Source organism: Metabacillus mangrovi, from assembly GCF_009711125.1.
In the GTDB taxonomy this organism is placed as follows: Bacteria; Bacillota; Bacilli; order Bacillales; family Bacillaceae; genus Metabacillus_B; species Metabacillus_B mangrovi.
The window spans coordinates 13,553-38,885 of sequence record NZ_WMIB01000021.1; the positions used below are offsets into that span (position 1 = coordinate 13,553).

Here is a 25,333-nt window from a genome sequence, read left to right on the forward strand (position 1 = left end):
AATAGTAGGTGCCGGAGCTTTATCCTGATGAAGCAGTAAAGCTTCGAACCGTTGGGGGACAGGGGCTCGCAGCAGCGAGCCTCTGTCCCCTGTTACGTTAAAGCAGCAGGGGACTGGCACCGTGCCAGTCCCCACATTCTCTGCCGTACTAAAGCTCCGGCACCGCCTCTGTAAACCGTTGATACTAAAGGGCTCGCAGGCCATAGCCTCTGTCCCCCGCTGCGGTGAAGCGGTGCAGGCACCCCACCTCTACACCGTCAGATCACACCGGCAACCTGCACCCCAAAACCCCACTCTCCGCATACTCAAACAAAAACCGCACGTTCCGCTCGTACACACTGTGCCGTGCCAAGCCGGAGAGTTTTTTGGGCATCGGAGCAGCGAGGATTTCATCTGGGGTGCGGCCTTTTATTTTTAAATTCATAACATGGTCCATCAGTTCCCGGATATAGTCCTGCGTTTTCTGAATGGTTTCGGGGCCGCCGACAGGGCCGTGTCCTGGAACAATGGCTTCAATTTTAAAAGGCGCCATCCGGTCGAGGACGGTGATCCATTCCTCGGGTCTGCCGCAGCCCATCCAGGCATGGCGGTCAGCGAGCACGAGATCGCCGGCGAAAAGAATTTTTTCTACCGGCAGATACAAAAATAAGTCGCTGCAGGAGTGGGCGCAGCCGAAATGGTAGAGCTCCGCTGACCGGGTCTTTCCTTCCAAAACGAGTTTATCTTCGATCAGTAATGTGGGGAGGGTTTCTTCCATGATTCCAACCGCAAGGTCCATGAGGTCCAGTCCTTGCACAGGGGCTGATTCCGATATAAGACTGCCGGCCATCTCCGCCTTTGTTTTTGCGGTCGAAATAATGACCGTGTCCTTAAAGATTTGGTTGCCGTTCGTGTGATCACTGTGATAATGACTGTTGACTGTATATTTTACCCGGTTGCCTGTCCGTTCCTCTGCCTCAGTGCGCAATACGGCAGCCGCCTGGGGCAGGGATAGTGTATCGAAAACCAGTGTTTCTTCCCCTAAATCAATAAAACCGGCGTTGCCGATTGCCTCCATTCCTTCTTTTGCGATTGCAGCATACACACCTGGCCGGATTTCCGTACAAGTAAAGTATGGATGATCCACAATGTGACCTCCTGGATTTTGGCTTAGGGTTAACCTATTCGTCAAAAAAAAGACGAATTCCTTTATCAACTATTAACAAAAAATCAAGAATCGGTCTGGCTTTTACTTGGAAAAAAAGCGGTATAATAAAATTTCGTCAAACAAATCGGAAGGGGAATCACTATGGATAATCTGGGGCTTGCAAAGCTGATACAAGAAAGCGTAAAAGGCATGACGGAGCGGATGGAACAGATCGAGAACAGACTTGAAGGCGTTGAAAAGAAGCTGGAGGATGTATATGTTCTTGTAAAAGATACACAGAAGACAAGCAAGAACCTTCAATTTGACATAGACTTAATAGGCGAAAAAATGAATACTCAGGAAAAGCTTTTGAACAGGGTGTACAAGCATTTGGAACTGGAATAGGGGATGCATGCCGGCACGGAAGTTGTTATGCTGTAGTAAAAGTATGAAGATCGGAGTGCTTGGCAACTGAACACGTCATCCTGGAATACGCCTTATCTTGAAATCTTAAAGCTTGAGGATCTCAGAGATAAGATGCTTGAATACTGTGAGGAGAATCCATCCAGTACTGTCAGCCTGTACCCTTATATTGTGTCGGACTACCCTGAAGAGACGGACCTGATATTCAGGCACTACATAAAAGCTCATACCGCTCGAGCAAACAACAGAAGCGGATACAGGCAGGCGGCAAGACTCTTTGCTCTTTATGCGGATGCGTGCGGGGAGGAAAAGGCGCTGCAATTAAAGCACGATTTGCTCGCGGAGTACCCTAACAGACCTGCGGTGGTGGACGAGTTCGGGAAAATGTAAATGGAGGCAGATCTCATGAGGGGATCTGCTTTTTTTCAGCCGCTCCAAAACTTTCTAAAAATCCCTGCCCCTTTCTAAAGATAATGGAATTTTATATTGGGTGCTCTCCCGCTACAATAAAAGTACGAAAGGTTCAGGCGCTCACAGGGGAGGCGGCGCACTTCACAGTTAAAATGTAAACGCTAACAAACCGGATGGAGAAATTGAATGAGGGGTTGGCAGGCAAACAGTTTACCTTGTGCTGCTCAAAACGCAGCCGCCTCTTCCGGATGTGAAGGAGCTGGCTGGAAGATGGCCGGAGCATGGGCTCTGGGACCGTTAATCAAATCTTAAACAGGGGGCTTTTACAGATGAAAAAAGGATTGATCTGGCTGATGTCCATTCTGATGATACTCGTTTTGGGGCTTGCCGGCTGTTCCGCAGCGGAGCCTCAGCAGGCGCAGTCCTCGGAAAAAGGCGGAAAATCGATTACCGTTCTGGTTGAAGGGGGAAGCCCGGCCTTCAAGGTAGCGAAGGAAACAGCGGCAGAATTCAAGGAAAAAACGGGCTATGAAGTGAAAATCGAATCCGTTCCTTATACAGGAGTGTACGACAAGCTGAAGGCTGAGGTTGCTTCGCGTGCTGGTGCCTTTGATGTCGCTACCATTGATATTCTCTGGTTCCCGGCTCTTGCGGGCGGATTGCTTCCGCTGGATGGAATGATTTCAGAGGAAGTAAAAGGCGACCTGTTTCCGGGCCTTGTTGAAGGAGGCAGTTTCCAGGGCAAAGAATACGGAATGCCGGTGTGGACGAACGCCAAAAACCTGATTTACCGGAAGGACTTGTTCGAAGATCCGAAAAACAAGGAAGCGTTCCAGGCGAAATACGGCTATGAGCTGAAGCCGCCAACTACTTGGCAGGAATACAGGGACACAGCCGCTTTTTTCACACAGGATACGGATAAGGATGGAAAGATGGATCAATACGGAACGACCGTTTTCGGAGCGAATAACGGTGATGCAGTAGCAAGCTGGCTTGATCATGCAGCACAGGCAGGCGCCGGACCGCTTGTGATCGGGGAAGACGGCAAGGTGAATGTAAACAGCAAGCCGTATGTGGATTCCCTGCAATTTTTATCAGACCTGTTAATGAAGGATAAATCCGTACCGGCTGGAGCACTGGAAATGGCATCGGCTGAAACGTCCGAGCTTTTCTGGAACGGCAAAGCAGCAATGATGCTTGCCTGGGGACACTTTTACGTGCCATCGAATGATGCCAGCCAGTCCAAAGTAGCCGGAAAAGTAGGCAGTGCGCCGATGATCGGCGGAAGCGGGGGAATCGGTGCGGTGCCGGGACCGTGGTACCAAGTCATTCCGAGTTCCTCGAAAAAACAGGATATCGCCAAAGACTATCTGGAGTTCATTTACGAAAAGAACGAGTTGTTTATGAAGACTCTCGGAGTGGCAGCAAGAAAGTCTGTTTTTGAAAAGTACGGCAAGGAGAAAGGCTATGAGCATCTTGAGCCGCTGACCGCTACATTAAGCGGACCGCAGACGCAGAACCGCCCGGCCATTAAGGAGTGGCAGCAAATTGAGAGTGAAGCCCTGATCCCTGCTGTCCAGTATGTTCTGTCAGGTGAAAAGACACCGCAGGAAGCGCTGGATTGGGCAAAGGATATTATCGAAGGGATTGTCCCTCCTCAATAAAGCTTCAAGATCTCCTCGGAGGATTCCTCAGAGGAGATTTTCATTCATGGAAAGGAGGCAAGCAACGTGAAAGTTCATCATGCCCGGCTGTCTGCGCTGTTCTTTCTGCCGGCCGGATTGTTCATGCTCGTTTTTCTCGTCTACCCGATTGCGATGCTTGTAAAGGACAGCTTTTACCGGATCGACCTGCTGAACCCGGCAGCCGCTCAGTTTGTAGGACTGGCCAATTACACAGGAACGCTCACCTCTCCCCGGTTTTTGACGGCGCTCTGGAACACTGTGATCTACATTGTCTGTGCGGTCGGACTCGAATTTTTGCTCGGGTTGATCCTCGCCCTGCTGCTGAGCCAGGCGTTTAAAGGCAGTCAGTTTATCCGGACGATCCTTCTCAGTCCGCTGATGATTGCCCCGCTCGTCTCAGGCCTGATCTGGAAGTTTATGCTGAACGACCAGTTCGGCATCATCAATTCAACACTCTATAAGATTGGCATCTTGAATGACCCGCACCAGATCATGTGGCTGTCCGATCAGCGGTTCGCACTTTTCTCAACCATCCTCGCCGACGTCTGGCTGACGACGCCGTTTATGATGCTCGTGCTCCTCGCAGGCTTGCAGGGTATCTCAAAAAGTCTCTATGAAGCGGCTGAAATCGACGGGGCCGGAAAATGGACGAAGTTCCGGTACATTACGATTCCGTCCCTGGTGCCCGTTGCGATCGTTGCCTTGCTGATCCGGACGATCGATGCCGCACGGACGTTTGATATTGTGTGGGTTCTCACTCAGGGAGGACCTGGTTTTTCCTCAGAAGTGCTGAGCACCTATATGTATAAAACCCTGACCCGGTACGGCCAGGTCGGTGAATCAAGTGCGATGGCCGTAATATTCATCCTGCTGCTGCTGGCCGTCAGTTCGTTTTTTATCTCAAAAATATGGTCCTCTAGAAAGAGCCATGCATGATGACCTATGGAGGTGGCTGCAAGTGTCCGATTTACCGTTGAACAGGGCGAATATTAAAAAGCGGGTCCACGCTCCGTCCATGCCGCTGCTGAAAAAGCGGCTCTGGACGGCATTCGTCATCCTGCTCGCCTGCTCACTCGCCCTGCTGTTTATTTTGCCATATGTGTATTTAATCCTCACCTCTTTGAAGCCGTCGGCCGAAGCGGTCAGCTCACCGCCGTCCTTCTGGCCTTCCACATTCTCGATTGAAAATTATCAGAATATGTTCAACTACTTGCCGATGGGAACTTACTTTTTTAACAGCCTTTTAACGGCGGGGGCCAGTACAGCGCTCAGCGTTTTCCTCGGAGCGCTCGCTGCCTATGGACTGTCCAGATTTTCATCTGCAACCGGCCGGATCTTCCTGCTGTTCACGCTCGTGATCCGCATGGTGCCGATGATCAGCATCGCCATTCCGATGTATATGATTGTGAAAAATATCGGACTGATCGATACACAGCTTGCACTGATCCTCGTCTATACGGCGATCAATGTTCCCTTCGCGATCTGGCTGATGATCGGATTTTTTGATTCGATCCCAAAGGAGTATGATGAGGCAGCCCGTGTAGATGGCTGCGGCTGGTTCAGCAGCTTTTTAAGAATCATTCTGCCAGTCTCGCTTCCGGGTCTTGCAACGACCGCCATTTTTACGTTCATGCTCGCCTGGAACGATTTTCTGATCTCGCTCCTTATGACAAGCACGATGGCCAAAACAGCGACCGTCGGCATTTCCGAATTTCTCACTGCCTACAATCTGGATCTCGGTCCGATGACCGCCGCCGCCGTCTCCTTCAGCCTGCCGGTCATGATTTTCTCTTTTTTCGTCCAGCGGTACATCGTCAGCGGGATGACGCTAGGTGCAGTGAAGGAGTGATGGGTCTGCGGTGATGAATAGTAGGGGATGGAAAAATTCAAGTACATGATCGAATCCCGGTCCAAGGTGAAGGGAAAACCGAGTATGTGATGGAATCCCGGTCCAAGGTGATGGAAAAATCCGAGTACATGATGGAATCCCGGTCCAAGGTGATGGAAAAATCCGAGTATGTGATGAAATCCCGGTCCAAGGTGATGGAAAAAATCGATTACGTGATGGAATCAAGGTCCAAGGGGACGGGGGAAACCCTCATATCTAATAGAGCCTTTTTTAAAAGGGAAAAAAACAGGCCGTGAAAAGGAGGAGCCCGCAATGATTAAGAAAGATCAGGTAAAGTACAGGCCCGTTTACCACTTTACCCCTGAGAAGAATTGGATGAATGATCCGAACGGGCTTGTTTACTACAAGGGGGAGTATCATCTGTTTTTTCAGCATCATCCCTTCGGTACGAAGTGGGGGCCGATGCACTGGGGGCATGCGGTGAGTACGGATTTGGTTCATTGGAGGGAGCTTGGGATTGCACTTGCTCCGGATGAGCTTGGGGCTGTATTTTCCGGCAGTGCGGTGGTTGACTGGCAGGATACGACCGGTTTTTTTACCGGCGGTGAGGGACTTGTGGCCATCTTTACTCACGCGGATACGTATCCGGGCAGTGACCGGCCAAGGCAGAGGCAGAGTCTTGCATACAGCACCGATTGCGGCAGGACGTGGGTGAAGTACAGTGGAAATCCGGTGCTGGCTGATGAACAAATCAGTGATTTCAGGGATCCAAAGGTTTTCTGGCATTCGGAGAGTGATAGGTGGATCATGGCGCTGGCAGCCGGGAGCGAAATCCGTTTTTATTCCTCGGGAAATTTGAAAGAGTGGCAGTTTGAGAGTGCCTTTGCGGGAAGCGATGCAGACCGGTGCGGCGTATGGGAGTGTCCGGATCTGTTTCCGCTGCAGGATGGCGGAGAAGAGAAGTGGGTGCTGATTGTCAGTATCGGCGACAGTCCGGAGTATGGATCGAGGACGCTTTATTATACGGGAACATTTAATGGACACCGCTTTGAACCAGCGGAATCAGCGCGGTGGCTGGATGAAGGAAGGGACAATTATGCCGGGGTTACCTGGTCTGATTGCACGGACGGCAGACGCATTTATATTGGCTGGATGAGCAACTGGCGCTATGCGAACGAGACACCGACAGAGGGTTGGCGCAGTGCGATGACGTTGCCGAGGGAGCTGACTCTGCAAAATGGAATCCTGCATCAGAAGCCGGTAAAAGAGCTTGCGAATCTAAGGGGAAGGAGGCAGCAATTTCGCGAAACGGTGCTTCAGCCCGAGAGTCCGATCACGTTATCCTGTGGTGGCTCTGCTGAGATCATTGCTGAATTTAAGCTTTTGACAGCCAGGGAATTCGGCTTCCGCTTCCGCACCTCTAAAGATACTGAGACGCTGGTAGGATATCATGTCCCCCGTGAAGAATTAATAATCGACCGGACTGCCAGCAGCGGGGCGCCTTTTCATGATTTTTACCCATCAATCGACCGGGTTTCAATGCCGCCGGTACAATCGACTGTCAAAATTCATCTTTTTCTGGACTCCTGCTCGATTGAAGTGTTTGGAAACGGAGGGAAGCTCGCGATGACACACCTGCTTTTTCCAGATGGAAGCCATTATGAAGCAGAGTTGTACAGCGTGGGCGGCGAAATAATTGTTAAGCGATTGGACTGCTTTGAGCTGGCGGCGAGCATAGAAATGTAAACGTTATCAACAAGAGGAGGGAAGGCAATGATCAAGTGGCTGAAGCATTTATCCATCAAACGGAAGATTATGCTCCTTGCCCTGTTCTCTGCCTTTCTCCCACTAATCGTGATCGGTCCCTTCACCTTTTTGTATTTTAGTAAAATCGTAGAAAACCAGGCGACTGCAGCAGCAGGAAACCTTCTGAATACAGCAGACCGCAATCTCAATACATTCGCAGGAGACATCGAAGACATTTCCAATCTGATCTTTTTATCAAATGATATAGAAGGCTATTTAACGTACCGGAAAAAAGATGCAAGACTTTATCAGCTTGAGACATCTTCAATGGATACGCTGAGCAGCATTACTGTCGTGAATAAACCGTATATAAATGCCATTTTCATAGGAAACGGCATGCACAGTTTTGTGAAAGTCAACCGGGGGGAACGTTTACTTCCGGAAAATGCCTACGAGCTGATCCGCCGTTCCTCTCTGTATCCTCGGCTCTTGAACAGCAGATGGGAGGGAGAATGGTTTTACGGAGACGATACGAGTCTGACTCCGGGCTCCGAATATCCTCTCCTTTACGGCCGAATGATCCGCAGTCTCGGAACAAGCGAGCAGATCGGCATGCTGCTGATCAGTATGGATGACTCCGTGTTTCGGACGATGTTTGGTTCGATGCCGGGGAGCATGATGGTCATGGACAGCCGGACGAAGGAGCCGATTTATTCACAGGGGCCGGATGCAGTCCTGCAGGATGCAGGTGTCGCAAACACAGCCGGACTATCCGGGCAGGAGGGGTACAAGGTGAAGGAAATCGGCGGAGTAACGTACATGCTGAATTATCATACAAACGCGAAGACAGGCTGGACGATGGTCAGCATCCTCCCTTACGAAGAGTTGATCAGGGAAGTCAATAACGTCAGACTGATCACCATTTCCCTGCTTGCTTTTTCCTTGCTTTTATCCGTTCTGATTGCGGTCCTGATCACAAAAAGAATCACGAATCAGCTGGAAATGCTCCGGCACGCCACGAAGAAAATGGAAAAGAGGGAACCGCTGCATGAACATGCTTTTGACCGGAACGATGAGATCGGCCGCATTGGCGGAAGGTTTGTGGAGCTCTATAACCGCAACCAAGAGCTGACGGCGGAGCTGTACCGGGCTGAGGTAAAGGAGAAGGAAGCGGAACTGAGAGCCCTTCAAAGTCATATCAACCCCCACTTTCTTTACAACACCCTGAATTCCATCTATTGGATGGCGGAAAAGTCGAAGGCCGGGAAGATTGCAAAAATGGCAATCAGCCTGTCGAAGATTTTCAAGCTGACACTAAATAATGGAGAGCCGATCACGACGGTGCAAAAAGAGCTGGAACAGGTGGAGAGCTACCTGCTGATTCAAAACATACGCTTTGATGGCAGGATATCTTACTCGATCCAGGTTGAGGAAGAGCTTCTGCAGGAGGAAATCATAAAGCTCCTGCTGCAGCCGATTGTGGAAAATGCAGTGTATCACGGATTTGAACCGGAGACGGGGGAAGGCAAAATCGAAATAACAGGAAAAAGGGAGGGAGAAGGCTTTCTTTTTACCGTGAAGGATGATGGAAAGGGCTTTGTTCCGGGGGAGGCAAGCGGTGGCTATGCTTTAAAAAACATCCATGAGCGCCTTACGCTGCATTACGGGGAAGCATACGGTCTTACCATTCACAGTGAACCGGGAAGAGGGACCACGGTAACGCTCAAAGCCGGGATCCGGCCTGCAAATGAGAAGGGGGCATGAACATGTACACACTTTTTATTGCAGATGACGAAAAAATCGTAATTGAAGGGCTGACCACTGATGTTCCATGGGAAGCATTCGGCATTGCCATTTGCGGAACGGCTTCAGATGGGAAAAGTGCCCTGGCGGAGATTAACCGGCTGAAGCCGGATCTTGTACTAGCTGATATCCGGATGCCGGGGATGACCGGTCTTGAGCTGATTGGTAAAGCGAAAAAGAGTAATCCCGATCTCGTTTTTATCATGATCAGCGGATACTCTGAATTTGAATACGCGAGACGGGCACTCGAGCTTGAAGCGGTGGATTATCTCGTCAAGCCGATGGAAGCAGAAGACATTGTCCGTTCAGTACGTAAAGCCATTGAAAAACTGGAGAAAAAGAGGATGGAAAGGAGCTTAAGCAGCCGGCTCGAAAAGTATGAGAATGAACTCGCGGAGAAGCATGTTCTGCATTTGCTTCTTGGCAGGCGGAATGCAGATGCAGAAGCAAAGGAAGTGCTGACACAGCCGTTTGCCGCAGCGGTCCTGCTGATGAAAGACGGATTCAGGAGCCATGAGGCATTAATGGTTCATGTAAGAGAGCAGCTTCGGCATTGTTATCTTTTTACGGTGGAGGCAAGCATCGTCCTCGTTTCGCTGCAGCCGGAAGAGCTGAGAAGCTGTCTGCAGCGGGTCCTGGATCTTTTTCCCGGCTCGGCAGGACTGAGTTCCATTCATCATGAAGCCCGGAATCTGCCGGTCGCTTATGAGGAAGCAAAGGAAGCCTTGAAAATTGCGGTATTCGGAAGCCTTGGCCTGACGGAATATGAGGAGCTCGGTCAATACGGGCTTCACAAAGGAACGAGGATGATCAGGGAGATTGAACAGTTTTTCCTCAGCGGCGGCTCACTAAAAGAAATGGATGGGATGATGGAGAGAACGCTCGATTATGCGAGAAAACACAAATTGTCCCCGCAGAAAAGCAAGGTTCTGTGCTTCGCTCTTATTAAGCATTTTCTTGAGCATATGGAGAAGGAGTATGAGCTGGAGGACAAAATGTTCGGAGAAGGCTATTTGTTATATGAAACGGTGGAATCACTCCAAACACTGGATGAGCTGGAAAGATGGATGAGGGCTACGGTCCGGGAAGCGCTTGAGTACCTTGACAACAATCGCATCTCCTTTAATGAAAAACTGATTCATGAACTCAAACAATACTTGCATGAACATTTCAGCGAGCCGATTGTCCTCGAAGAACTCGGCAGGCATTTTTATAAAAGCCCGGCCTATCTGTGCAGCCTTTTCTCGAAAAACGCCGGAAAAACCATTTTTGAATACATTACCGCCCTCCGAATGGATCACGCTAAAAAACTGCTCCGCTCAAGTAACCTGAAAATCTCCGAAATTTGTGAAAAAGCAGGCTACAGCAATCATAAATATTTTAATCAGGTTTTCAAGAAAAATACGGGGAAGACGCCCGGGCAGTACAGGTCGGAGCATGTAGTCAAACTGCACAGCGAATAGCGGGAACGCGGCGGTCTCCCCAGCCGCTACTTGTTTCAGCACGCCTTTTCTGTGGAATGGAATGTTATATTACATCCATTCTATTAAGCTGAGGAGAATATGCATGTCGATCATCCAGATCCTGACTCCCGTATTTACAATGGCGGCCATGGCGGCGGCCGGATTTGTGACGTCCAGATTCATTGAGATCACCGCAGAAACGCGCCGCTTTATTTCTTTTACAGCCATCAATTTCGCTCTCCCGGCAGTCGTGGTTTCAAGCATTTTTCAGCTCGGATTTAACCGGGAGACGTGGATTTCCTTTGCAGCGGTTTACACATCCTCGCTCTGTTTTACCCTTTTTGGAATGCTCGCCGGTTATTTGGCCGGAAAAGGATTCGGCTACGGGGAGATGGAGGCGAGGCAGCTGGCCATTGTGTCAGGCTGCGGCAACACGGGATTTGTCGGCATTCCGCTCATTGCCCTCCTGTTCGGACCGGAAGCAGGCTCCTATGCGGCAGTTTATGACGCGGGAACGATGACGAGTGTTTTTACAGTCGGGATTCTGCTGCTCCGTCCTGAAAAATTTTCGTTCCGTCAGCTGAAGGCGATTTTGAACACGCCGTTCATCACTCTTCTCTCTGCGGTTCTGCTTGCTGCACTTGGTGTTGCTCTCCCGGTCATGCTGCTTGAGACCGCGGATATGCTTTCCGGCCTTGCAGCACCGCTTGCCCTGATCCTGATCGGACTGCTGATTCCCACTATTTCAAAAGCAGACTGGAAACGGGTCCAAAACGGATATAAGCGCTTCATGGCGGCAGCCCTCGTCATCAAGGTATTGCTGCTGCCTGCAATCGCTTGTGCAGCCGTCTGGCTGCTGCCATTTCCGGAATCACTTGGGCAAATTGTAATCGTCCAGGCCTCCATGCCGACCTTTACGCTCGCGGCCGTTCTGTTTGAACGCTATATTATTGGCGGAGCAAAACAATTCGGCATTGTTGCCCTGATTTGCACGACCGCCTTCAGTCTGCTTATGCTTCCAGTTACCGTTTGGGTGGCGCAGGCTATATCCTAAATTACATGATACAATAAAAGGAAAAAAGCGAGCTGAAATTCATGAAGAGGAAAATTGTACTGGCGGGCGGCACCGGGTTTATCGGAGAATATCTTAAGAAGCAATTTTTAAAAGAGGGATATGAGATTGCGGTGATTTCAAGGAGTTCCAGTGAGTTTTCCTGGGACCGTCCCGAAACCGTGACAGCAGCTCTGGATGGGGCTGAACTGCTCATCAACCTAGCCGGAAAATCTGTGAACTGCCGGTACAATGCGAAAAATAAAGAAGAAATTTTTACATCAAGAACAGAAACGACAGAACTTCTCGGCAACGCCATCCTCCAGTGCAAAAATCCGCCTCCGCTCTGGATCAACTCCAGCACGGCCACCATTTACCGCCATGCCGAGGACCGGCCGATGACAGAGGAGACCGGGGAGATCGGTACAGGGTTTTCTGTAGAAGTAGCGAAAGCATGGGAAAAATCATTTTTTGATTTCCGCTTGCCGGCCACGAGGCAGGCAGCCCTCCGCATCGCAATTGTACTAGGTCCCGGCGGAGGGGTGATGACCCCTTATAAAAACCTGGCAAAATTCGGTCTTGGCGGTGTGCAGGGTTCCGGGAACCAGATGTTCAGCTGGATTCATGTTGAAGACGTATACCGGATCATCCGTTACATACAGGCAAACGAACAGCTGAGCGGCGTATACAACTGTTCTGCTCCAAATCCCGTCACAAACCGGGAGTTCATGACAGCAGTCCGCGAAGCGATGGGAGTGAAATTCGGCCTCCCTTCCCCAAAATGGATGCTCGAGCTTGGCGCTGTTTTTATCAAAACCGAAACGGAACTCGTCCTGAAAAGCAGATGGGTCGTGCCGGAGCGGCTGGAGAGGGAAGGGTATAAGTTCACTTATCCGGAGATCGACTCTGCGTTAAGGGAAATCATATAAACAGAATGAAATTACATAGCTGCGGCGGTATGCGGGATGTGGTACAATTTACCTTATACGTCCGTAAAAGGAGACTGAACCGATGACCAAGGTATCCCTGGCAGAAGCCGTTAAATTGAAAAGTGTTCTTTCTAAGAGAATTCATGAATTAGAGGAAGAAATGGACCGAGTTGCCTTCGCTGAGGTTGAAAAAGGCAGCAAAGCTCCTAAGCAAGCCCGTTCACTTCCGGATGTAGAAAAGGACCTGGAGGAGATTCGCAAGGATTTCCGTCTTCTCGACCGCCTCATGTATCAGGCAAATGTGGAAAATACAATTGAGTACAGCCGGGAAAATGTAACGATTGTTGAAGCAATAGAGCTCGCGACCCAGCTCCGGGCGAGAGCGAGGAAATACAAACAGTATGGATCGGCTCAAAAAGAGGAATTTCTGTATCCGTACAGTGAGAACAGCAGCATCGTTAAAATTCCAATGTTTGACCCGGAGGAATATCGCCTGAAGGGGCTTGAGATGGACCGTCTGGCAAATAGGCTCTCCAATCAGGTCAACGCGAAGAACTACTCGGTCGAATTGGATTTTGACAGCGAAAAGTATTTTTAATCCTTGAAGAGGTGAGAATCCTCTTCAAGGCATAGAAGGAGAAATCAGTTGTGCCTCACGGTACGTTAGTTCGGAAATGGCGAAGGCAAAACCAATGATCCATCACCAATTCCAACTTCACCTGTTACCGATTCCCAACCATTGCAATGGCGGTCGCTGACCTTACCCTTTGTGAAATTTTGCTCCTTCTATGAATCCCCCGTCAGGTTGGCGGGGGATTATTTGCATTGGCCCGGGCTGAGACCGCTATCCGTCGTACCGGTCTCAGCGGCAGCTATTTCAGGAGAAATCGCCCGATTTGACCATGATCGGTCTCAGGAGCCGCTATTTTGTGGAAAATGGCCGGATTAGGGGTGGAAATCGTAAAATAACGTCCCTGGAGACCGATAGAAGAAAAAAATGTGGATTTTAGGTGAAATAACGTCTCTGGAGACCGCTACCCGGCGTACCGGTCTCAGCGGCAGCTATTTCAGGAGAAATCGCCCGATTTGACCATGATCGGTCTCAGGAGCCGCTATTTTGTGAAAAACGGCCGGATTAGGGGTGGAAATCGTAAAATAACGTCCCTGGAGACCGATAGAAGAAAAAAACGTGGATTTCAGGTGAAATAACGTCTCTGGAGAGCGCTACCGCGCGCACCGGTCTCAACGGCAGCTATTTCAGGAGAAATCGCCCGATTTGACCATGAACGGTCTCAGGAGCCGCTATTTTGTGGAAAATGGCCGGATTAGGGGTGGAAATCGTAAAATAACGTCCCTGGAGACCGATAGAAGAAAAAAATGTGGATTTTAGATGAAATAACGTCTCTGGAGACCGCTACCCGGCATACCGGTCTCAGCGGCAGCTATTTCAGGAGAAATCGACGGATTTGACCATGAACGGTCTCAGGAGCCGCTATTTTGTGAAAAACGGCCGGATTAGGGGTGGAAATCGTAAAATAACGTCCCTGGAGACCGATAGGAGGAAAAAACGTGGATTTCGGGCGAGATAACGTCCCTGGAGACCGCTACCGTGCATACCGGTCTCAGCGGCCGCTATTTCAGGAAATTCGATCCGTACTCTGCTTGGCCGGGGGCGATTCAGCAGGCTCGTTGCCTCTTCCGGTTCTCCCTTGTACCACTCCTTATCTCAATCGCCATTAATGCCCCCTTTTGTTACAAGAAAGCATACCTGAACAGCCCGTAATAGAGCGGTCCCAGAAAAACCAGGAAACTCAGGCCAAACACAATGGGGCGTGCGTTCTTTGGAATTTCCTCATAAACGAAATCCCCTTTTTCATTCCTGATTTTGAAACTGAAAAAGATGTCCCAGAACAGTCCTCCGAAAAAGATGATTTTCCAGACCAGCGGGGTCCAGAAACTGGTTCCGGTCACATAACCCATCAATCCGATCCATGTTACCACCGAGATGATAAAATCAAGCCTCAGAAGGTTCGTCTTATAGCCGCCCTTCAGCAAATATCCGATGGCTGCAGTACCGATAATCCCTAAATAAATGACCCATAGTATATGTATCATGATGCCATACCTCTTTTCTCTGTATGTTTTCATTATATGGGAGAATTCAAGGTTTCTGCCACCTGCTTTTTAAAAAGCAGTGTATCCAGCCCGTCCCATGCGGAGGATGGATCTTCTATTTCACTATCGGCAGCCGCTTTTCGAAATGGGCTCATCTCTGCTGAACCCGAACAGGGCCTTTCACATAGATTGATGGAGAATGAAGAAGGAAAATGGTGTGTTCGCCTATGAAACGTTGAATAGAAAAAATGGAGGTTATAGCATGTATCCAATTCAAAATGATTTGCAGGCACTTCAGTTAGGGGATTATTCAGCTGGCCAGGTTATTCCTTGGGATGCCCGCGATATTCAATACGGTGACAATAGCCGGATTTTCGGTTGCGTTGGCTTTGGCATTTTCCGCTGTTTCGGTTGTGTAGGCTGTGCAGGATGTGTAGGCTGTGCAGGATGTGGGGGCTGCGGCGGATGCGGAGGCTGTGCGAGATGCGGAGGCTGTGCAAGATGCGGCGGATGCGGACGCTGCTACCGCGGCTGATACGTTCATTAATAAATGTAAAAGCTCCCGGTTTCCGGGGGCTTTTTGCTTTGGTATAACGGACAATTTCACCCGCATACATTGAATGGATAATGAAAGAACGAGGAGGAGCATGATGAATAATGTCGATCCTTCAATGCGGCTGAAAGTGAACCGCGATACGGTGCATATTCCAGGGCAGGCAGGCGGTGTGTACTTCCGCAACAATACAAGCTCCTTTTTAATGGAAGGAAGTACAGTGGCACAATGGGTAGAGGTGCTGCTGCCGAAGTTCGACGGAACACAGCGGCTGGATGAGTTAACCGCAGGGCTGACGCCTGCATACCGTGACCGGGTTTTTGAAATGGCTGGTGTACTCTACCGGAACGGCTATGTCCGCGATGTCAGCAGGGAGCGGTCCCACGGACTCTCTCAGGAAATACTGGAACGGTATGCCTCACAGATTGCTTTCTTGGATGAACTTGGGGGTTCCGGAGAGGCAAGATTTGAAGATTTCCGTACATCAAGAGTGTTGGCTGCAGGGTCAGAAGAGGGTGTCTGCGATCTTCTTTCAGCCTTGCTGGACTCCGGGCTGCAAGCGGTCCAATACCAACTGACTGATCCGGCCATAAAAGCCCGCCAGCAATTTGAACAACTGGCTGCAGAGGCCCGTGAACAGGATCATACGGTCTCGGTGAAAGCGTGGAGCGGAGCATTTGAAGACCTGCAGGCTGTGCTGTATGCGGGAGAAAGCCTGGAGGAGCTTTTATCCTTCAGAGAGTCCTGCAGCAGGGAGGGAATCCCATTTATTCCCGCTTTCTTTTCCGGGGGAAAAGGCTATACCGGAATGGCTGCAGCAAATCTTTGTTTTCCAGGGGACACCGCTTCGCCTCCGTCAGCACCCGCAAGATCCCTGCTTGCAAATGCTGCTGCGTTTGAGTGGCTGAAGGAGGCGGCGGGTGTTCAAAACCGCAATAAGATGGCCTATATCCTGAATGCAGAAACGCTGGAAGGAAGCTTGCGGCCGATCCCTTCTGAAACAGGAAGTATAAAACCGGTCAGCCGGGAGCGGTTTATACAGGAGGAGCGGAAAAGAGGGGATTGGCTGCTGTTCTTCAGCCGGCTTACAAATCCGGACACTGGAATGTTAAGGATCTGGGAAGAAGGGGAACTCAGCCAGCTGCCCCTTCCGCAATGCCGGGTTCAGGCAGCCGATCCTCTCACAGGCGGACAGCTTGAGGAAATGATATGTACAGGATTTACGCAGGAAGAAGCAAGAAGAGAAGCGGCCCTTTCCGGAATTGAAGCGTATCTCTCGTGCCTGATGGAGGGCGCTTCTACAGGGGAGACAGCAGCAGAAGCCATCTGCAGAGGATTGGAAAAAGCACTGGAAAAAGAGGCTGGGGAGAATGAGCAAATGTATCCGGTCACATTTGAAACGGAAGATCCTGCATGCCGGTACTATTGCCAGGTGCTTCATACATTGGGAAGCCCGCCGGTGTTCGGTGTCGGAAAAGAGGCAGCCGGCTTTCCTGTCATCTGGACCGGAACCCGCCGGGGCTGGAAGCGGGGCACCGGCTTGAACGCGACGCTTGCAGCCAGGAATGCCCTGAAGGAGGCGATTACTCTTGAAAGCGGCAGTCCTCCTGCACCGGCTCCGCTTGTGCTTCAGCATTCCTTCCGGCTGAACATTCCTGCATATGAACAAGATTATGAGGCCCTTTTTCTGCAGGCGGAAGAGGTGCTTGCAAAAGAGGGGAAGGTGCTTGAAATGGAAGAGCTCCATATCGGGCCGGAGCTTTCAGAAGGACTTGCCGGTGTTTTCCGGACAGCAATCCGCGAGGGGGAAACGAAATGAGAACCATCGCAGTGTATGGCGAAGGGGATCTGGCTGAAGCAGTCCGTAAAAGACTAAGTGGCAAATACCGGATCAGCCGTGAAGCGGGGCAAGCGGAGGCCGCAATCGTTCTCCAGGATTTCTGGAACCCTCGTTTTTTCAGGGAAGCAAAGGCCGGGCTTAAAGACCTTCCCCGCCTCCATGCCTATCTCTCATTCGGGGAAGGCATCATCGGTCCTGCTGAAAGACTAGGCTCTGAAGGCTGCATTCACTGCTTATCGGCAAGAAAACTGATGGCAGGGCGGGACCGGAGGGAGATGTGGGATTTAACGGAAAGAGAGGCAGAAGCAGACAGCAAAAAAGATGCATGGGCGTCTTCCACAGGGTTAAGCCAAATGGCGATTCTGATCGAACAGGAAGCGGAACAGATACTGGCCGGAGAAGAGATCAGCGCAAGGGCTTACTTACTGAACCTGAAGACACTTGCCGGAGAATGGCATGCTTTTTTGCCGGACTCCTACTGCGGCGATTGCAGCACCATCCCTGATGACTCCCCGGAACTCGCAAGAATCAGGCTTCAATCCAGCCCGAAGGTAAATGGAAAGGGGTACCGCTGCCGATCGATTGAAGAGCTGTCAGGTTTTCTTGTAAAAGACTATCTGGATGACCGGACGGGCGTTTTTAATGAGAAAATTCTTGACCTGACGACACCATTTGCAGATGCGAGCGTCAATCTCCCGCTGTTCGGCGGAAACGAGGGCACAGCGGGGCGCACGCTTTCCTATCAGACAAGCGAATTGACTGCCATCCTCGAAGGTCTTGAGCGGTATTGCGGTATGAATGCGAGAGGAAAAAATACGAAAGTGCGGGAACGGTACAGGGACATTAAAGACTATGCCGTTCATCCTTCCGCCTTCGGAGTTCACGGTGAAGAGCAGTATGCAGAAGCCGGTTTCCCCTTTGAGCCGTTCAGTGAAGACCGGAAACGCAGCTGGGTGTGGGGCTATTCGTTTTTGCAGGAGCGTCCGGTGCTCGTTCCTGAGCTGCTTGCCTATTACAGCCTCGGCTGCGGTCACGGTTCCGGCGGGTATGTGTACGAAACATCCAATGGCTGTGCAGTGGGCGGAAGCATGGAGGAGGCCATCTTCCATGGCATCATGGAGGTAGCGGAGCGGGATTCATTTTTAATGACATGGTACGGAAAGCTTCCTCTCAGACGGATTGACCCGCGTTCGTCAGGTGACCTGGAACTGAATTTGATGCTCGACCGGCTTGAGTATGTGTACGGGTATGACCTTCTTCTGTACCAGTCTACAATGGAGCATGGCATCCCATGCATCTGGGCCATACTGAAGAACCGCAGCAGCAGAGGCATGAACCTGATGTGTGCAGCCGGAGCCCACCTGGATCCGGTCCGTGCAGTCAAAAGCGCGGTTTTCGAGAACGCGGGAATGATCGGAGCACTAGGCGAAAAGCTTGAAGCGGGAAGAGAAGTGTATGTGAAGCTGCTGAAGGATTCAACGCTTGTCCGGCAGATGGAAGACCACGGGATGCTTTACGGGCTGGAGGAAGCGGAGGAACGGCTTGATTTTCTGCTGAAGGACGAAAGGCCACTCCTCACTTTTAAAGAAGCGTTTCCCGCCCCTCCATCCAGAAGCGATTTGAAAGAAGATCTTGAAGATGTCCTGCAGCGGTTTAAGAAGCGCGGCATGGATGTCATCGCTGTGAACCAGACGGCTCCGGAGCTTGCCCGGAACGGATTGCACTGCGTAAAAGTACTGATTCCGGGAATGCTCCCGATGACGTTCGGACATCATCTCAGAAGACTGACAGGTCTGGACCGGGTGTTCACGGTACCGGCGGAACTCGGATTTACCAAGGTCCCGCTGAAGCCGGAGCAGCTGAATGTTTATCCGCATCCATTCCCGTAGGAGGACAGCCTGAATGAAAGGTGAAGAGCTGCTTTACTGTATTCATTTTGACGTGGACCGGGCAAGCCCCCCGGACTGGCAGCCGGATTGGGAGGATGCCCCTCTTCCTTATAAAATCTACCGGGATCTGCCGGTTCTTTCGTTGTCAGACAAGAATGGATTTATTGGAGAATTCGGCCGTTTTCTCCTGTACACATACGGATTGACTCAGGCGGTGCAGTATACCGGCCAGGACGGAACGCTGCAAACCGGCGCAAGACGGTTCGCTCCATCCGGCGGCGGGCTGTATCCGAGCGAACTGTATATGTACCTGAACATTCCGGAAGCCCCGGCAGGTGTTTATCATTACGATGCGGCACATCACTCCCTCGTACTTTTGCGGGAAGGGAATTTTGACAGCTGCACCGATCAGGCACTCGGAAGCCGGTGTGAAGTGTCCACATGCTTTTGCACCATTTTCCTAACCACCCGATTTTGGAAAAACTTCTTTAAATACAACTTGTTCTCCTACAGATTGCAGGGGCTGGATGCCGGCGTGCTGATCGGGCAGCTGGAGGAGACGGCCAAACGGTTCGGATGGGCTTCCGGGATCTACTATCAATTTTTGGACCGTGCGCTCAATCATCTTCTCGGTATAAATGGAGAGGAAGAGAGTGTGTATGCCGTCATCCCGCTGTCAGCGGATGCCACGCACTGGCAAAGGGAGAGCGAGACGGTTTTTACAGCGGAAGAGCTATGCTCAGGCATCCTGCCGATTCAGACTGATCACATCGAACGGTCTGAACGTGTGCTAGCATTTCCAGTGATTACGGAACTGAATGCATACAGTTTCATGGATTCAACGGCTGAATTCAAGAGGGTTGCCGGAAAATTGGAGCCATTGCACGGAATCTTGAGTAAACTCCCTGGAAACCGGTTCCGCTATGATTTCAAAGAAGCCTGCAAGAACCGTTTTTCACCGGATCTTGATTTTATCAGCAGAAAGATAACGAAGCAGCAGGCAGGTGACCTTCTCTGCGAAGCAGCGGCCGCTTTCACATCCAGAAAAGATACAGACACTGGAGGACCGGACGTCTATATAAATTTCTTTGGGGTCGAAGGCATCCAAAACGGCGCCTACCGCTACCACCCAAAGGAGCAGCAGCTTGAGCTCCTCCGGCCCGGTGATCACCGTGATTGCCTGCAGGAAGCATTAACCCTTCACAATGTGAACCTTTACGCAGTGCCAATGGTCATCCATCTCGCAGGAGAACGGGGGCATTTTTTGCCGCAGCTCGGGTACAGAGGCTACCGCATCCAGCAGATGGAAACCGGAAGCTTCACCCAGCGCCTTCTTCTCGCCGCTTCTGCCATGGGCCTCGGCGGCCATCCGCTCCTCGGATACGATGTACAGCGGTGTGATGATTTATATGGGTTGAAGGAGAGCACATGTCTGATTCAGATCCCGATTGGTCCGTATCGAAAGCGGGCTTGGTTGAAGGGGAGGCTTTGATGGGAGCAGGGCTGAAATAATGCCCTGCTTTTTAAAGTTGTATATTACAATGGTAATAGGTGGGACTAAGACGGAGGAGAAAAAATGAAAAGGATATACGCAGGAATGATGACGATACTGGCTGCGAGCCTGTTGAACGGGTGTGTGATGGAAAAAGACCTTAAAGAGCCCCTCGATCAATACATGGAAAAAACATACGGAATCAAAAGCGACGATTATCACTTTCTGAAGTGGGATAACAACTGGCTCGCTGGAGTAGCACACCAAACAGCGATTGAAATTGAAAAACCATACGAAACGACCGCTTTTATTAGCCTGGAACGCGATACATACAAGGTTGAAAGCGAAGAGGTTTATACGGAACTGGTCAAAGGCGCTTATGTGCAGCAGTACCCGGGTGTATTTTCTTTTTCAGAAAAAATCATAAAAAAATACGGCTTTATGGAAAAGTCACCTGTTCAATATGATGAAATAAAAAAGAACTTCTATTACTACATGGATGTTCGCACAGGAGAAGCCATTAAAGAGCGGCTTACCACCCAGTTCAAGGACACGCAAAGGATTGATCTGGACCAGCTGCTCCCTGACTACGCTGAATCTAATGAAGACGAGGAAAACATTCGGGTCCACTTTGCTTTTTATTACAATACCCACGATAAAAATGATAAAATACCAAATGCCAAAAACCTCGTACAAGATTATGAAAAAAGCGAAGTCCTGGCTGAAGGGCTTTACAGCATAGGTGTAAGGACAATCGACAGCAAAGACGGGGGATATTCAGTAGGTGTGGATAAACGCAACAGTACGGTGCTGTTTAGAGTGGATTCCGGAGGCGGGTTCCGGGATACTCAGGAATTGACGCCAGAAATTTGACCAGGGTTGGATATAAGGTGTGTGATACGGGTGCAATATACTGCAGCGCTCTGACCCGCACTCTGCTAAAGCACTAAAGCTCTGGCACCGACGCTGTAAACCGTTTGGAGAGAAGGGGTCCAGCGCACCGTCCTCTGTCCCTTGTTGCTTTAAAGGAAGTGGGGACTGGCACGGTGCCTGTCCCCACTTTCTCTGCCATACTAAAGCTCCGGCACCGGCTCCCCAATCCCTTGCGGCAGCAGGTCTCGGAGAAGCGAGCCTCTGTCCCCTGCTGCTTTAAAGCAGAGCGGGACTGACCCCGCCAATGGACCAAAAAAGCCGTACCGCCAGACCCGCCAATAGACCAAAAAAGCCCTACGTCTATGGCTCAAGAAAAGCCGTCCCATTCCGGAACGGCTTTTTCCTAATACCCTCTCTTATAATCCACCCGGTTAATCTCAGGCACTTCACCTGCCAGGAATTTTTCTAAATTGGGCAGCAGGATGTCTTCAATCACCCGTTCATCGTAATACTCGGTGGAACCGGCGGTGTGCGGGGTGACAATGACGTTTTCCATCTCCCACAGGGGACTGCTTTCCGGGAGTGGCTCCTGTTCAAAAACGTCGAGTCCGGCTCCTGCAATTTCTCCTTGCTCCAAAGCTTTAACGAGATCGTCCTCCGCGATGATGGCCCCGCGGCCGATGTTAATGAGAAAGGCTGAGTTTTTCATCAATTGAAATTGCTCTTTTTTGATCATCCGTTCCGTGTCCTTAGTAAGCGGAAGGGTGATCACCACATAGTCGCACTGGGGGAGCATGCGGTTTAGGTCTTCCGGTTTATACATTTGGTCGGCATATTCATACGGTTCTCCGGAGTTTCTTAATCCAAGGACATTCATGTTAAAGGCTTTCGCAATTTTTGCGGTTTCCTTGCCAATCGCGCCCACCCCGAGTATGCCGATGGTTTTGTTATGTAATTCGAGTTTGAGTCCTGCATGGTGCCATGCTTTTCCCTGCTGATTGCGGACATAGGTGTGGATTTTTCTTGTCAGTCCGAGCATGAGGGCAAAAATGGTTTCAGAAATCGGGTAGGCGTGGACACCTGCCGCTCCTGTTAAAATAATGGACCGTTCTCCGAATGCTTCGAGCGGCATATTGTTGACGCCGGCACTCCATGATTGAATCCATTTAAGTTCCCGGGCACTTTCAAGGTGCTGGGTCATCCCTTTTCGCCAGCCCGCAATCACATCTGCACCGGCGATTTCATCTTTCCACACGTCTTCTTCTCTGCCAACAATGAGCGTCCAGTCTGGAATAACTTCCTGGATCCGTTTTACGTAGGATTCCCCCAGGTTTTGGCCAATGATCATTTTTCCCATAAACTACCCCTCCCTTTTTGTATTGTACCAAATGAAAAGGGAGGGGTGGGCTTTTAGCGGATTGCCTGCGGAAATTGAAAAACCCGTCCGGGGTCGTACGTATCGTTCACTTCCCGGAGTCTTTTCACATTCCCGCCGAAATACGCTTCTTCATAATTGCGGAGTTCGCTGATGGGAAAATTAACGAATGAACCGGCTGTGATCGTCTCCAAATAGCGGAACCGCTCCACAACCCAGCTTTTGTTTACTGAGGCATACCGGTCTTCTTCCCACACCGACTGAATGCCGAGGATATAGCGTGCATCCCGATAGAAGAATGCTGTGGCATCAGGCCGAACGTCTGAAACCTTCCCGCCGAGGGCATAAACGGTCAGGGCAGCAAAAACAGAACCCGGCGGTTTATTTTGAATAAGAGCGGCAATGTCAGTCAGTTCCCCGGCTGAATACGTTTTGTATACAAAGCGGCCGGTAGACTTAAATTTTTCAGAAGGCGGATATGTCTCTTCCACCTCATTTACAGCTTGAAGGAAGGGTTTCGTTTCAGCAGTAATCTGCATTCCAGGAATTATGGAAAAGGGGAGAAGCAGCCTTTTGGCTTCATCCTCCGATCCGTAAAAAAAGCCCCTGCCGTAAATGGCCATCCCTTCTGCAGCAGAGTCATACAGACTCGTACTAAGCGTCATCCGCCGGTCAAGCGCGGGCAGCCATTTTTGCCAAATTGCAAGAAACTCGATCATGTTCTCCGCACTGGCCTCGGGAAGGAACAGCTGGACAAGAGTTACATTTGCGGTTTTTGGGGGAAGTCGGAAGGTCATAGATACAACGATTCCAAAGTTGCCGCCACCGGCTCCACGGCATGCCCAGAATAAATCTGAATTCTGCTTATGATTGGCCTTGAGCACTTTTCCTTCCGCATCAACAAGCTCCAGTTCAAGAAGACTGTCGCAGCCTAGTCCGAACAGCCGACTTGAATAGCCCCAGCCTCCGCCCAGTACATATCCGCTTACACCTACCGTCGGGCACGTCCCGCCAGCAAACGGAAAGCCCTTTGCTCCGGCATATTCATAAAGCTGCTCGTTTTTCACTCCGCCACCGATTGTGATGGTACCCGCCGATCGGCTGCTTGTTATAAAATTAAGTCCGCTGAGATCAATGACGATGACCCCGTTTCCGACGGAATAGCCTTCATAGTGATGCCCGCCTGAGCGGATCCTGATTTCAACCTGATTTTTTACCGCCCATCGGACCGCATTGCGAACGTCCAGCACCTCGGAGCAGTAGACGATTACGAGAGGAAACCGCTGGATGGCGCGGTTCCACTCCTGCCTGGAAGCTTCATATTCCGGGCTGTATCTTGTAATGACTTTTCCGGTCAATCCCCGTACATCCGGCTCAAACATATCAACCACCCGCCTCTTTAGCATCCATACATTTTATGATGGGGCAAAGAAGTTCATTCTTGACGGAAATCCCATCTATCGATTATGATGAGGATAACAAAATACTCCAAAGGGGAGTAGCTTACAGTTACGTCGACAATACGTGATGCCACCAGCATCGCCGGCTTGACTGGCAACAGACCTGTTGTTTGCGAGACCTTTGCCATTAAGTGGTGAAGGCATGAATATGCGGATTTTCAACCTTCACCAGAGTATGGTGAGGGTTTTTTATTTATAAAAAACCCTTCAAACTACTATTTGAAGGAGAACTGACACTCTGTTGCAAAAGAAACTTCTTTTGTTCACGACCTTGCTTGTTACGTTTAAATTGTACGCTGTTTCCATTTTTACCCTTGAAATTCACAACCCGCCGAGAAGCCTCGCGCTTCAAACCCAGCAGGGGCCGGATCAGCCGCGCCATTTGCTTGCATATAGATGAAAAGGATGAAAAAAGGCATACTAAGAAAAACCACAAATTAAAGGAGGTCACGAATTGGATGCAGCTTTGCTTTTAGAGTATGGATGGGTCCTGCTGATTCTGATCGGACTTGAAGGAATTCTCGCAGCCGACAATGCACTCGTTATCGCAACAATGGTTAAACATCTTCCAGAAGAAAAAAGGAAGAAGGCACTCTTCTATGGTCTTGCCGGGGCATTTGTTTTCCGCTTCGGATCGCTTTTCATCATTTCGTACCTGGTAGATATCTGGCAGGTTCAGGCGATAGGAGCCCTTTACCTCTTGGGAATCGCTTTTTACCATATCTTGAAAAAACATGTTCTGAAACCGAAAGTTAAGAAAGTAAAAGAAGGGAAGAAGGAAGGCTCCGGCTTCTGGATGACCGTCCTTAAAGTCGAAGTAGCCGATATCGCTTTCGCTGTCGACGCCATTCTTGCAGCCGTCGCTCTGGCCGTTACCCTGCCGGAAACGAATCTCCCGGAAATCGGAGGCCTTGACGGAGGACACTTCGCCGTCATCCTAACCGGAGGAATCATCGGTCTTGTCATCATGCGATTCGCCGCGAGCTACTTCGTTGTTCTGTTAGAGCGCAGACCGGGCCTTGAAACTGCCGCCTTCGCCATCGTAGCTTGGGTAGGGGTCAAACTCGCCGTCTACGCACTCTCCCACCCGCAGCTTGCCATCATTTCGGAAGGCTTCGGAAAAAGCGTCACATGGAAAGTCATTTTCTGGTCCGTCTTGCTGCTGATCGCAGTAGCCGGCTGGTTTATGTCCAAACCGCGTGCAGAAGAAACAGCTGCAGGCAAATAAAAAAGACTGCTGAGCGATCAGC

The 25,333-nt window shown here is 50.4% G+C and carries 23 protein-coding genes; 19 read left to right on the top strand and 4 right to left on the bottom strand.

Annotated features, from left to right (window positions below; genetic code table 11):
• Positions 1-262: 262 nt before the first annotated feature.
• Entirely contained in the window at positions 263-1,126 is an 864-nt protein-coding gene (locus GKZ89_RS16330) for an MBL fold metallo-hydrolase (RefSeq protein WP_155113481.1), read from the bottom strand.
• A 162-nt stretch (positions 1,127-1,288) separates the two neighbouring features.
• Between GKZ89_RS16330 and GKZ89_RS16335 the strand changes: the two genes are divergently transcribed.
• The 12 genes from GKZ89_RS16335 to GKZ89_RS16390 all read left to right on the top strand — a co-directional run bounded on the left by GKZ89_RS16335 (position 1,289) and on the right by GKZ89_RS16390 (position 13,084).
• Positions 1,289-1,531 carry a hypothetical protein gene (locus GKZ89_RS16335; RefSeq protein ID WP_155113482.1) on the top strand — a complete coding sequence of 81 codons (243 nt, stop codon included), beginning with the start codon at positions 1,289-1,291 and terminating at the stop codon, positions 1,529-1,531.
• A 132-nt stretch (positions 1,532-1,663) separates the two neighbouring features.
• Complete coding sequence (locus GKZ89_RS16340; protein WP_155113483.1) at positions 1,664-1,939, top strand: hypothetical protein; 276 nt, start codon at positions 1,664-1,666, stop codon at positions 1,937-1,939.
• Between the two features lie 350 nt (positions 1,940-2,289).
• Complete coding sequence (locus tag GKZ89_RS16345) at positions 2,290-3,624, top strand: ABC transporter substrate-binding protein (protein ID WP_155113484.1); 1,335 nt, start codon at positions 2,290-2,292, stop codon at positions 3,622-3,624.
• Positions 3,625-3,690: 66 nt separating this feature from the next.
• Positions 3,691-4,581 (top strand): carbohydrate ABC transporter permease, encoded by an 891-nt coding sequence (locus tag GKZ89_RS16350; protein WP_338324941.1) that lies wholly within the window; start codon positions 3,691-3,693, stop codon positions 4,579-4,581.
• 22 nt (positions 4,582-4,603) lie between these two features.
• The gene (locus GKZ89_RS16355) at positions 4,604-5,494 is read left to right on the top strand and encodes a carbohydrate ABC transporter permease (RefSeq protein WP_338324942.1); all 891 of its coding nucleotides are present in this window, start codon (positions 4,604-4,606) and stop codon (positions 5,492-5,494) included.
• A gap of 86 nt (positions 5,495-5,580) precedes the next feature.
• On the top strand, positions 5,581-5,790 hold the full coding sequence (locus GKZ89_RS16360) for a hypothetical protein (protein WP_155113485.1): 210 nt from the start codon (positions 5,581-5,583) through the stop codon (positions 5,788-5,790).
• Positions 5,791-5,806: 16 nt separating this feature from the next.
• Positions 5,807-7,240, top strand: a complete 1,434-nt coding sequence (locus GKZ89_RS16365) for a glycoside hydrolase family 32 protein (RefSeq protein ID WP_155113486.1) — start codon at positions 5,807-5,809, stop codon at positions 7,238-7,240.
• A 27-nt stretch (positions 7,241-7,267) separates the two neighbouring features.
• Positions 7,268-9,004 (top strand): sensor histidine kinase, encoded by a 1,737-nt coding sequence (locus GKZ89_RS16370; protein ID WP_155113487.1) that lies wholly within the window; start codon positions 7,268-7,270, stop codon positions 9,002-9,004.
• Between the two features lie 2 nt (positions 9,005-9,006).
• Positions 9,007-10,506 (top strand): response regulator, encoded by a 1,500-nt coding sequence (locus GKZ89_RS16375; RefSeq protein WP_162356981.1) that lies wholly within the window; start codon positions 9,007-9,009, stop codon positions 10,504-10,506.
• Positions 10,507-10,609: 103 nt separating this feature from the next.
• A complete protein-coding gene (locus tag GKZ89_RS16380) occupies positions 10,610-11,560 on the top strand; it encodes an AEC family transporter (protein ID WP_162356983.1) in 951 nt (316 codons plus the stop codon).
• Positions 11,561-11,601: 41 nt separating this feature from the next.
• Positions 11,602-12,486, top strand: a complete 885-nt coding sequence (locus GKZ89_RS16385; RefSeq protein ID WP_155113490.1) for a TIGR01777 family oxidoreductase — start codon at positions 11,602-11,604, stop codon at positions 12,484-12,486.
• A gap of 82 nt (positions 12,487-12,568) precedes the next feature.
• On the top strand, positions 12,569-13,084 hold the full coding sequence (locus GKZ89_RS16390) for a hypothetical protein (RefSeq protein ID WP_155113491.1): 516 nt from the start codon (positions 12,569-12,571) through the stop codon (positions 13,082-13,084).
• Between the two features lie 1,154 nt (positions 13,085-14,238).
• Here GKZ89_RS16390 and GKZ89_RS16395 read toward each other — a convergent pair.
• Entirely contained in the window at positions 14,239-14,601 is a 363-nt protein-coding gene (locus GKZ89_RS16395) for a hypothetical protein (RefSeq protein WP_155113492.1), read from the bottom strand.
• A gap of 262 nt (positions 14,602-14,863) precedes the next feature.
• On the opposite strand from GKZ89_RS16395, the gene GKZ89_RS16400 reads away from it, so the two are divergent.
• The 5 genes from GKZ89_RS16400 (at position 14,864) to GKZ89_RS16420 (ending at position 21,248) form a co-directional block, all read left to right on the top strand.
• Positions 14,864-15,136 (top strand): heterocycloanthracin/sonorensin family bacteriocin, encoded by a 273-nt coding sequence (locus GKZ89_RS16400; RefSeq protein WP_155113493.1) that lies wholly within the window; start codon positions 14,864-14,866, stop codon positions 15,134-15,136.
• 115 nt (positions 15,137-15,251) lie between these two features.
• A complete protein-coding gene (locus tag GKZ89_RS16405) occupies positions 15,252-16,973 on the top strand; it encodes a hypothetical protein (RefSeq protein WP_155113494.1) in 1,722 nt (573 codons plus the stop codon).
• The gene (locus tag GKZ89_RS16410) at positions 16,970-18,883 is read left to right on the top strand and encodes a TOMM precursor leader peptide-binding protein (protein WP_155113495.1); all 1,914 of its coding nucleotides are present in this window, start codon (positions 16,970-16,972) and stop codon (positions 18,881-18,883) included. Before GKZ89_RS16405 ends, GKZ89_RS16410 begins: the two co-directional genes overlap by 4 nt.
• Positions 18,884-18,896: 13 nt before the next feature.
• Complete coding sequence (locus GKZ89_RS16415) at positions 18,897-20,375, top strand: SagB family peptide dehydrogenase (protein WP_155113496.1); 1,479 nt, start codon at positions 18,897-18,899, stop codon at positions 20,373-20,375.
• 84 nt (positions 20,376-20,459) lie between these two features.
• On the top strand, positions 20,460-21,248 hold the full coding sequence (locus GKZ89_RS16420) for a hypothetical protein (protein WP_155113497.1): 789 nt from the start codon (positions 20,460-20,462) through the stop codon (positions 21,246-21,248).
• A gap of 403 nt (positions 21,249-21,651) precedes the next feature.
• Here GKZ89_RS16420 and GKZ89_RS16425 read toward each other — a convergent pair whose 3' ends face one another.
• Together GKZ89_RS16425 and GKZ89_RS16430 are read right to left on the bottom strand one after the other, a co-directional pair.
• The gene (locus GKZ89_RS16425; protein WP_155113498.1) at positions 21,652-22,605 is read right to left on the bottom strand and encodes a D-2-hydroxyacid dehydrogenase; all 954 of its coding nucleotides are present in this window, start codon (positions 22,603-22,605) and stop codon (positions 21,652-21,654) included.
• A 53-nt stretch (positions 22,606-22,658) separates the two neighbouring features.
• Positions 22,659-24,005 (bottom strand): FAD-binding oxidoreductase, encoded by a 1,347-nt coding sequence (locus GKZ89_RS16430; RefSeq protein WP_155113499.1) that lies wholly within the window; start codon positions 24,003-24,005, stop codon positions 22,659-22,661.
• 319 nt (positions 24,006-24,324) lie between these two features.
• Between GKZ89_RS16430 and GKZ89_RS16435 the strand changes: the two genes are divergently transcribed.
• Together GKZ89_RS16435 and GKZ89_RS16440 are read left to right on the top strand one after the other, a co-directional pair.
• Positions 24,325-24,483 (top strand): hypothetical protein, encoded by a 159-nt coding sequence (locus tag GKZ89_RS16435; protein ID WP_155113500.1) that lies wholly within the window; start codon positions 24,325-24,327, stop codon positions 24,481-24,483.
• A gap of 54 nt (positions 24,484-24,537) precedes the next feature.
• Complete coding sequence (locus GKZ89_RS16440; RefSeq protein ID WP_155113501.1) at positions 24,538-25,311, top strand: TerC family protein; 774 nt, start codon at positions 24,538-24,540, stop codon at positions 25,309-25,311.
• Positions 25,312-25,333: the final 22 nt, after the last annotated feature.

What these genes read in the sequence shown, in the direction of transcription:
- GKZ89_RS16335 (WP_155113482.1), top strand. Translation starts at nt 1,289, where the DNA reads ATGGATAATCTGGGGCTTGCAAAGCTGATACAAGAAAGCGTAAAAGGC.
- GKZ89_RS16340 (WP_155113483.1), top strand. Translation starts at nt 1,664, where the DNA reads ATGCTTGAATACTGTGAGGAGAATCCATCCAGTACTGTCAGCCTGTAC.
- GKZ89_RS16345 (WP_155113484.1), top strand. Translation starts at nt 2,290, where the DNA reads ATGAAAAAAGGATTGATCTGGCTGATGTCCATTCTGATGATACTCGTT.
- GKZ89_RS16365 (WP_155113486.1), top strand. Translation starts at nt 5,807, where the DNA reads ATGATTAAGAAAGATCAGGTAAAGTACAGGCCCGTTTACCACTTTACC.
- GKZ89_RS16370 (WP_155113487.1), top strand. Translation starts at nt 7,268, where the DNA reads ATGATCAAGTGGCTGAAGCATTTATCCATCAAACGGAAGATTATGCTC.
- GKZ89_RS16375 (WP_162356981.1), top strand. Translation starts at nt 9,007, where the DNA reads ATGTACACACTTTTTATTGCAGATGACGAAAAAATCGTAATTGAAGGG.
- GKZ89_RS16380 (WP_162356983.1), top strand. Translation starts at nt 10,610, where the DNA reads ATGTCGATCATCCAGATCCTGACTCCCGTATTTACAATGGCGGCCATG.
- GKZ89_RS16385 (WP_155113490.1), top strand. Translation starts at nt 11,602, where the DNA reads ATGAAGAGGAAAATTGTACTGGCGGGCGGCACCGGGTTTATCGGAGAA.
- GKZ89_RS16390 (WP_155113491.1), top strand. Translation starts at nt 12,569, where the DNA reads ATGACCAAGGTATCCCTGGCAGAAGCCGTTAAATTGAAAAGTGTTCTT.
- GKZ89_RS16395 (WP_155113492.1), bottom strand. Translation starts at nt 14,601, where the DNA reads ATGATACATATACTATGGGTCATTTATTTAGGGATTATCGGTACTGCA.
- GKZ89_RS16400 (WP_155113493.1), top strand. Translation starts at nt 14,864, where the DNA reads ATGTATCCAATTCAAAATGATTTGCAGGCACTTCAGTTAGGGGATTAT.
- GKZ89_RS16405 (WP_155113494.1), top strand. Translation starts at nt 15,252, where the DNA reads ATGAATAATGTCGATCCTTCAATGCGGCTGAAAGTGAACCGCGATACG.
- GKZ89_RS16410 (WP_155113495.1), top strand. Translation starts at nt 16,970, where the DNA reads ATGAGAACCATCGCAGTGTATGGCGAAGGGGATCTGGCTGAAGCAGTC.
- GKZ89_RS16415 (WP_155113496.1), top strand. Translation starts at nt 18,897, where the DNA reads ATGAAAGGTGAAGAGCTGCTTTACTGTATTCATTTTGACGTGGACCGG.
- GKZ89_RS16420 (WP_155113497.1), top strand. Translation starts at nt 20,460, where the DNA reads ATGAAAAGGATATACGCAGGAATGATGACGATACTGGCTGCGAGCCTG.
- GKZ89_RS16425 (WP_155113498.1), bottom strand. Translation starts at nt 22,605, where the DNA reads ATGGGAAAAATGATCATTGGCCAAAACCTGGGGGAATCCTACGTAAAA.
- GKZ89_RS16430 (WP_155113499.1), bottom strand. Translation starts at nt 24,005, where the DNA reads ATGTTTGAGCCGGATGTACGGGGATTGACCGGAAAAGTCATTACAAGA.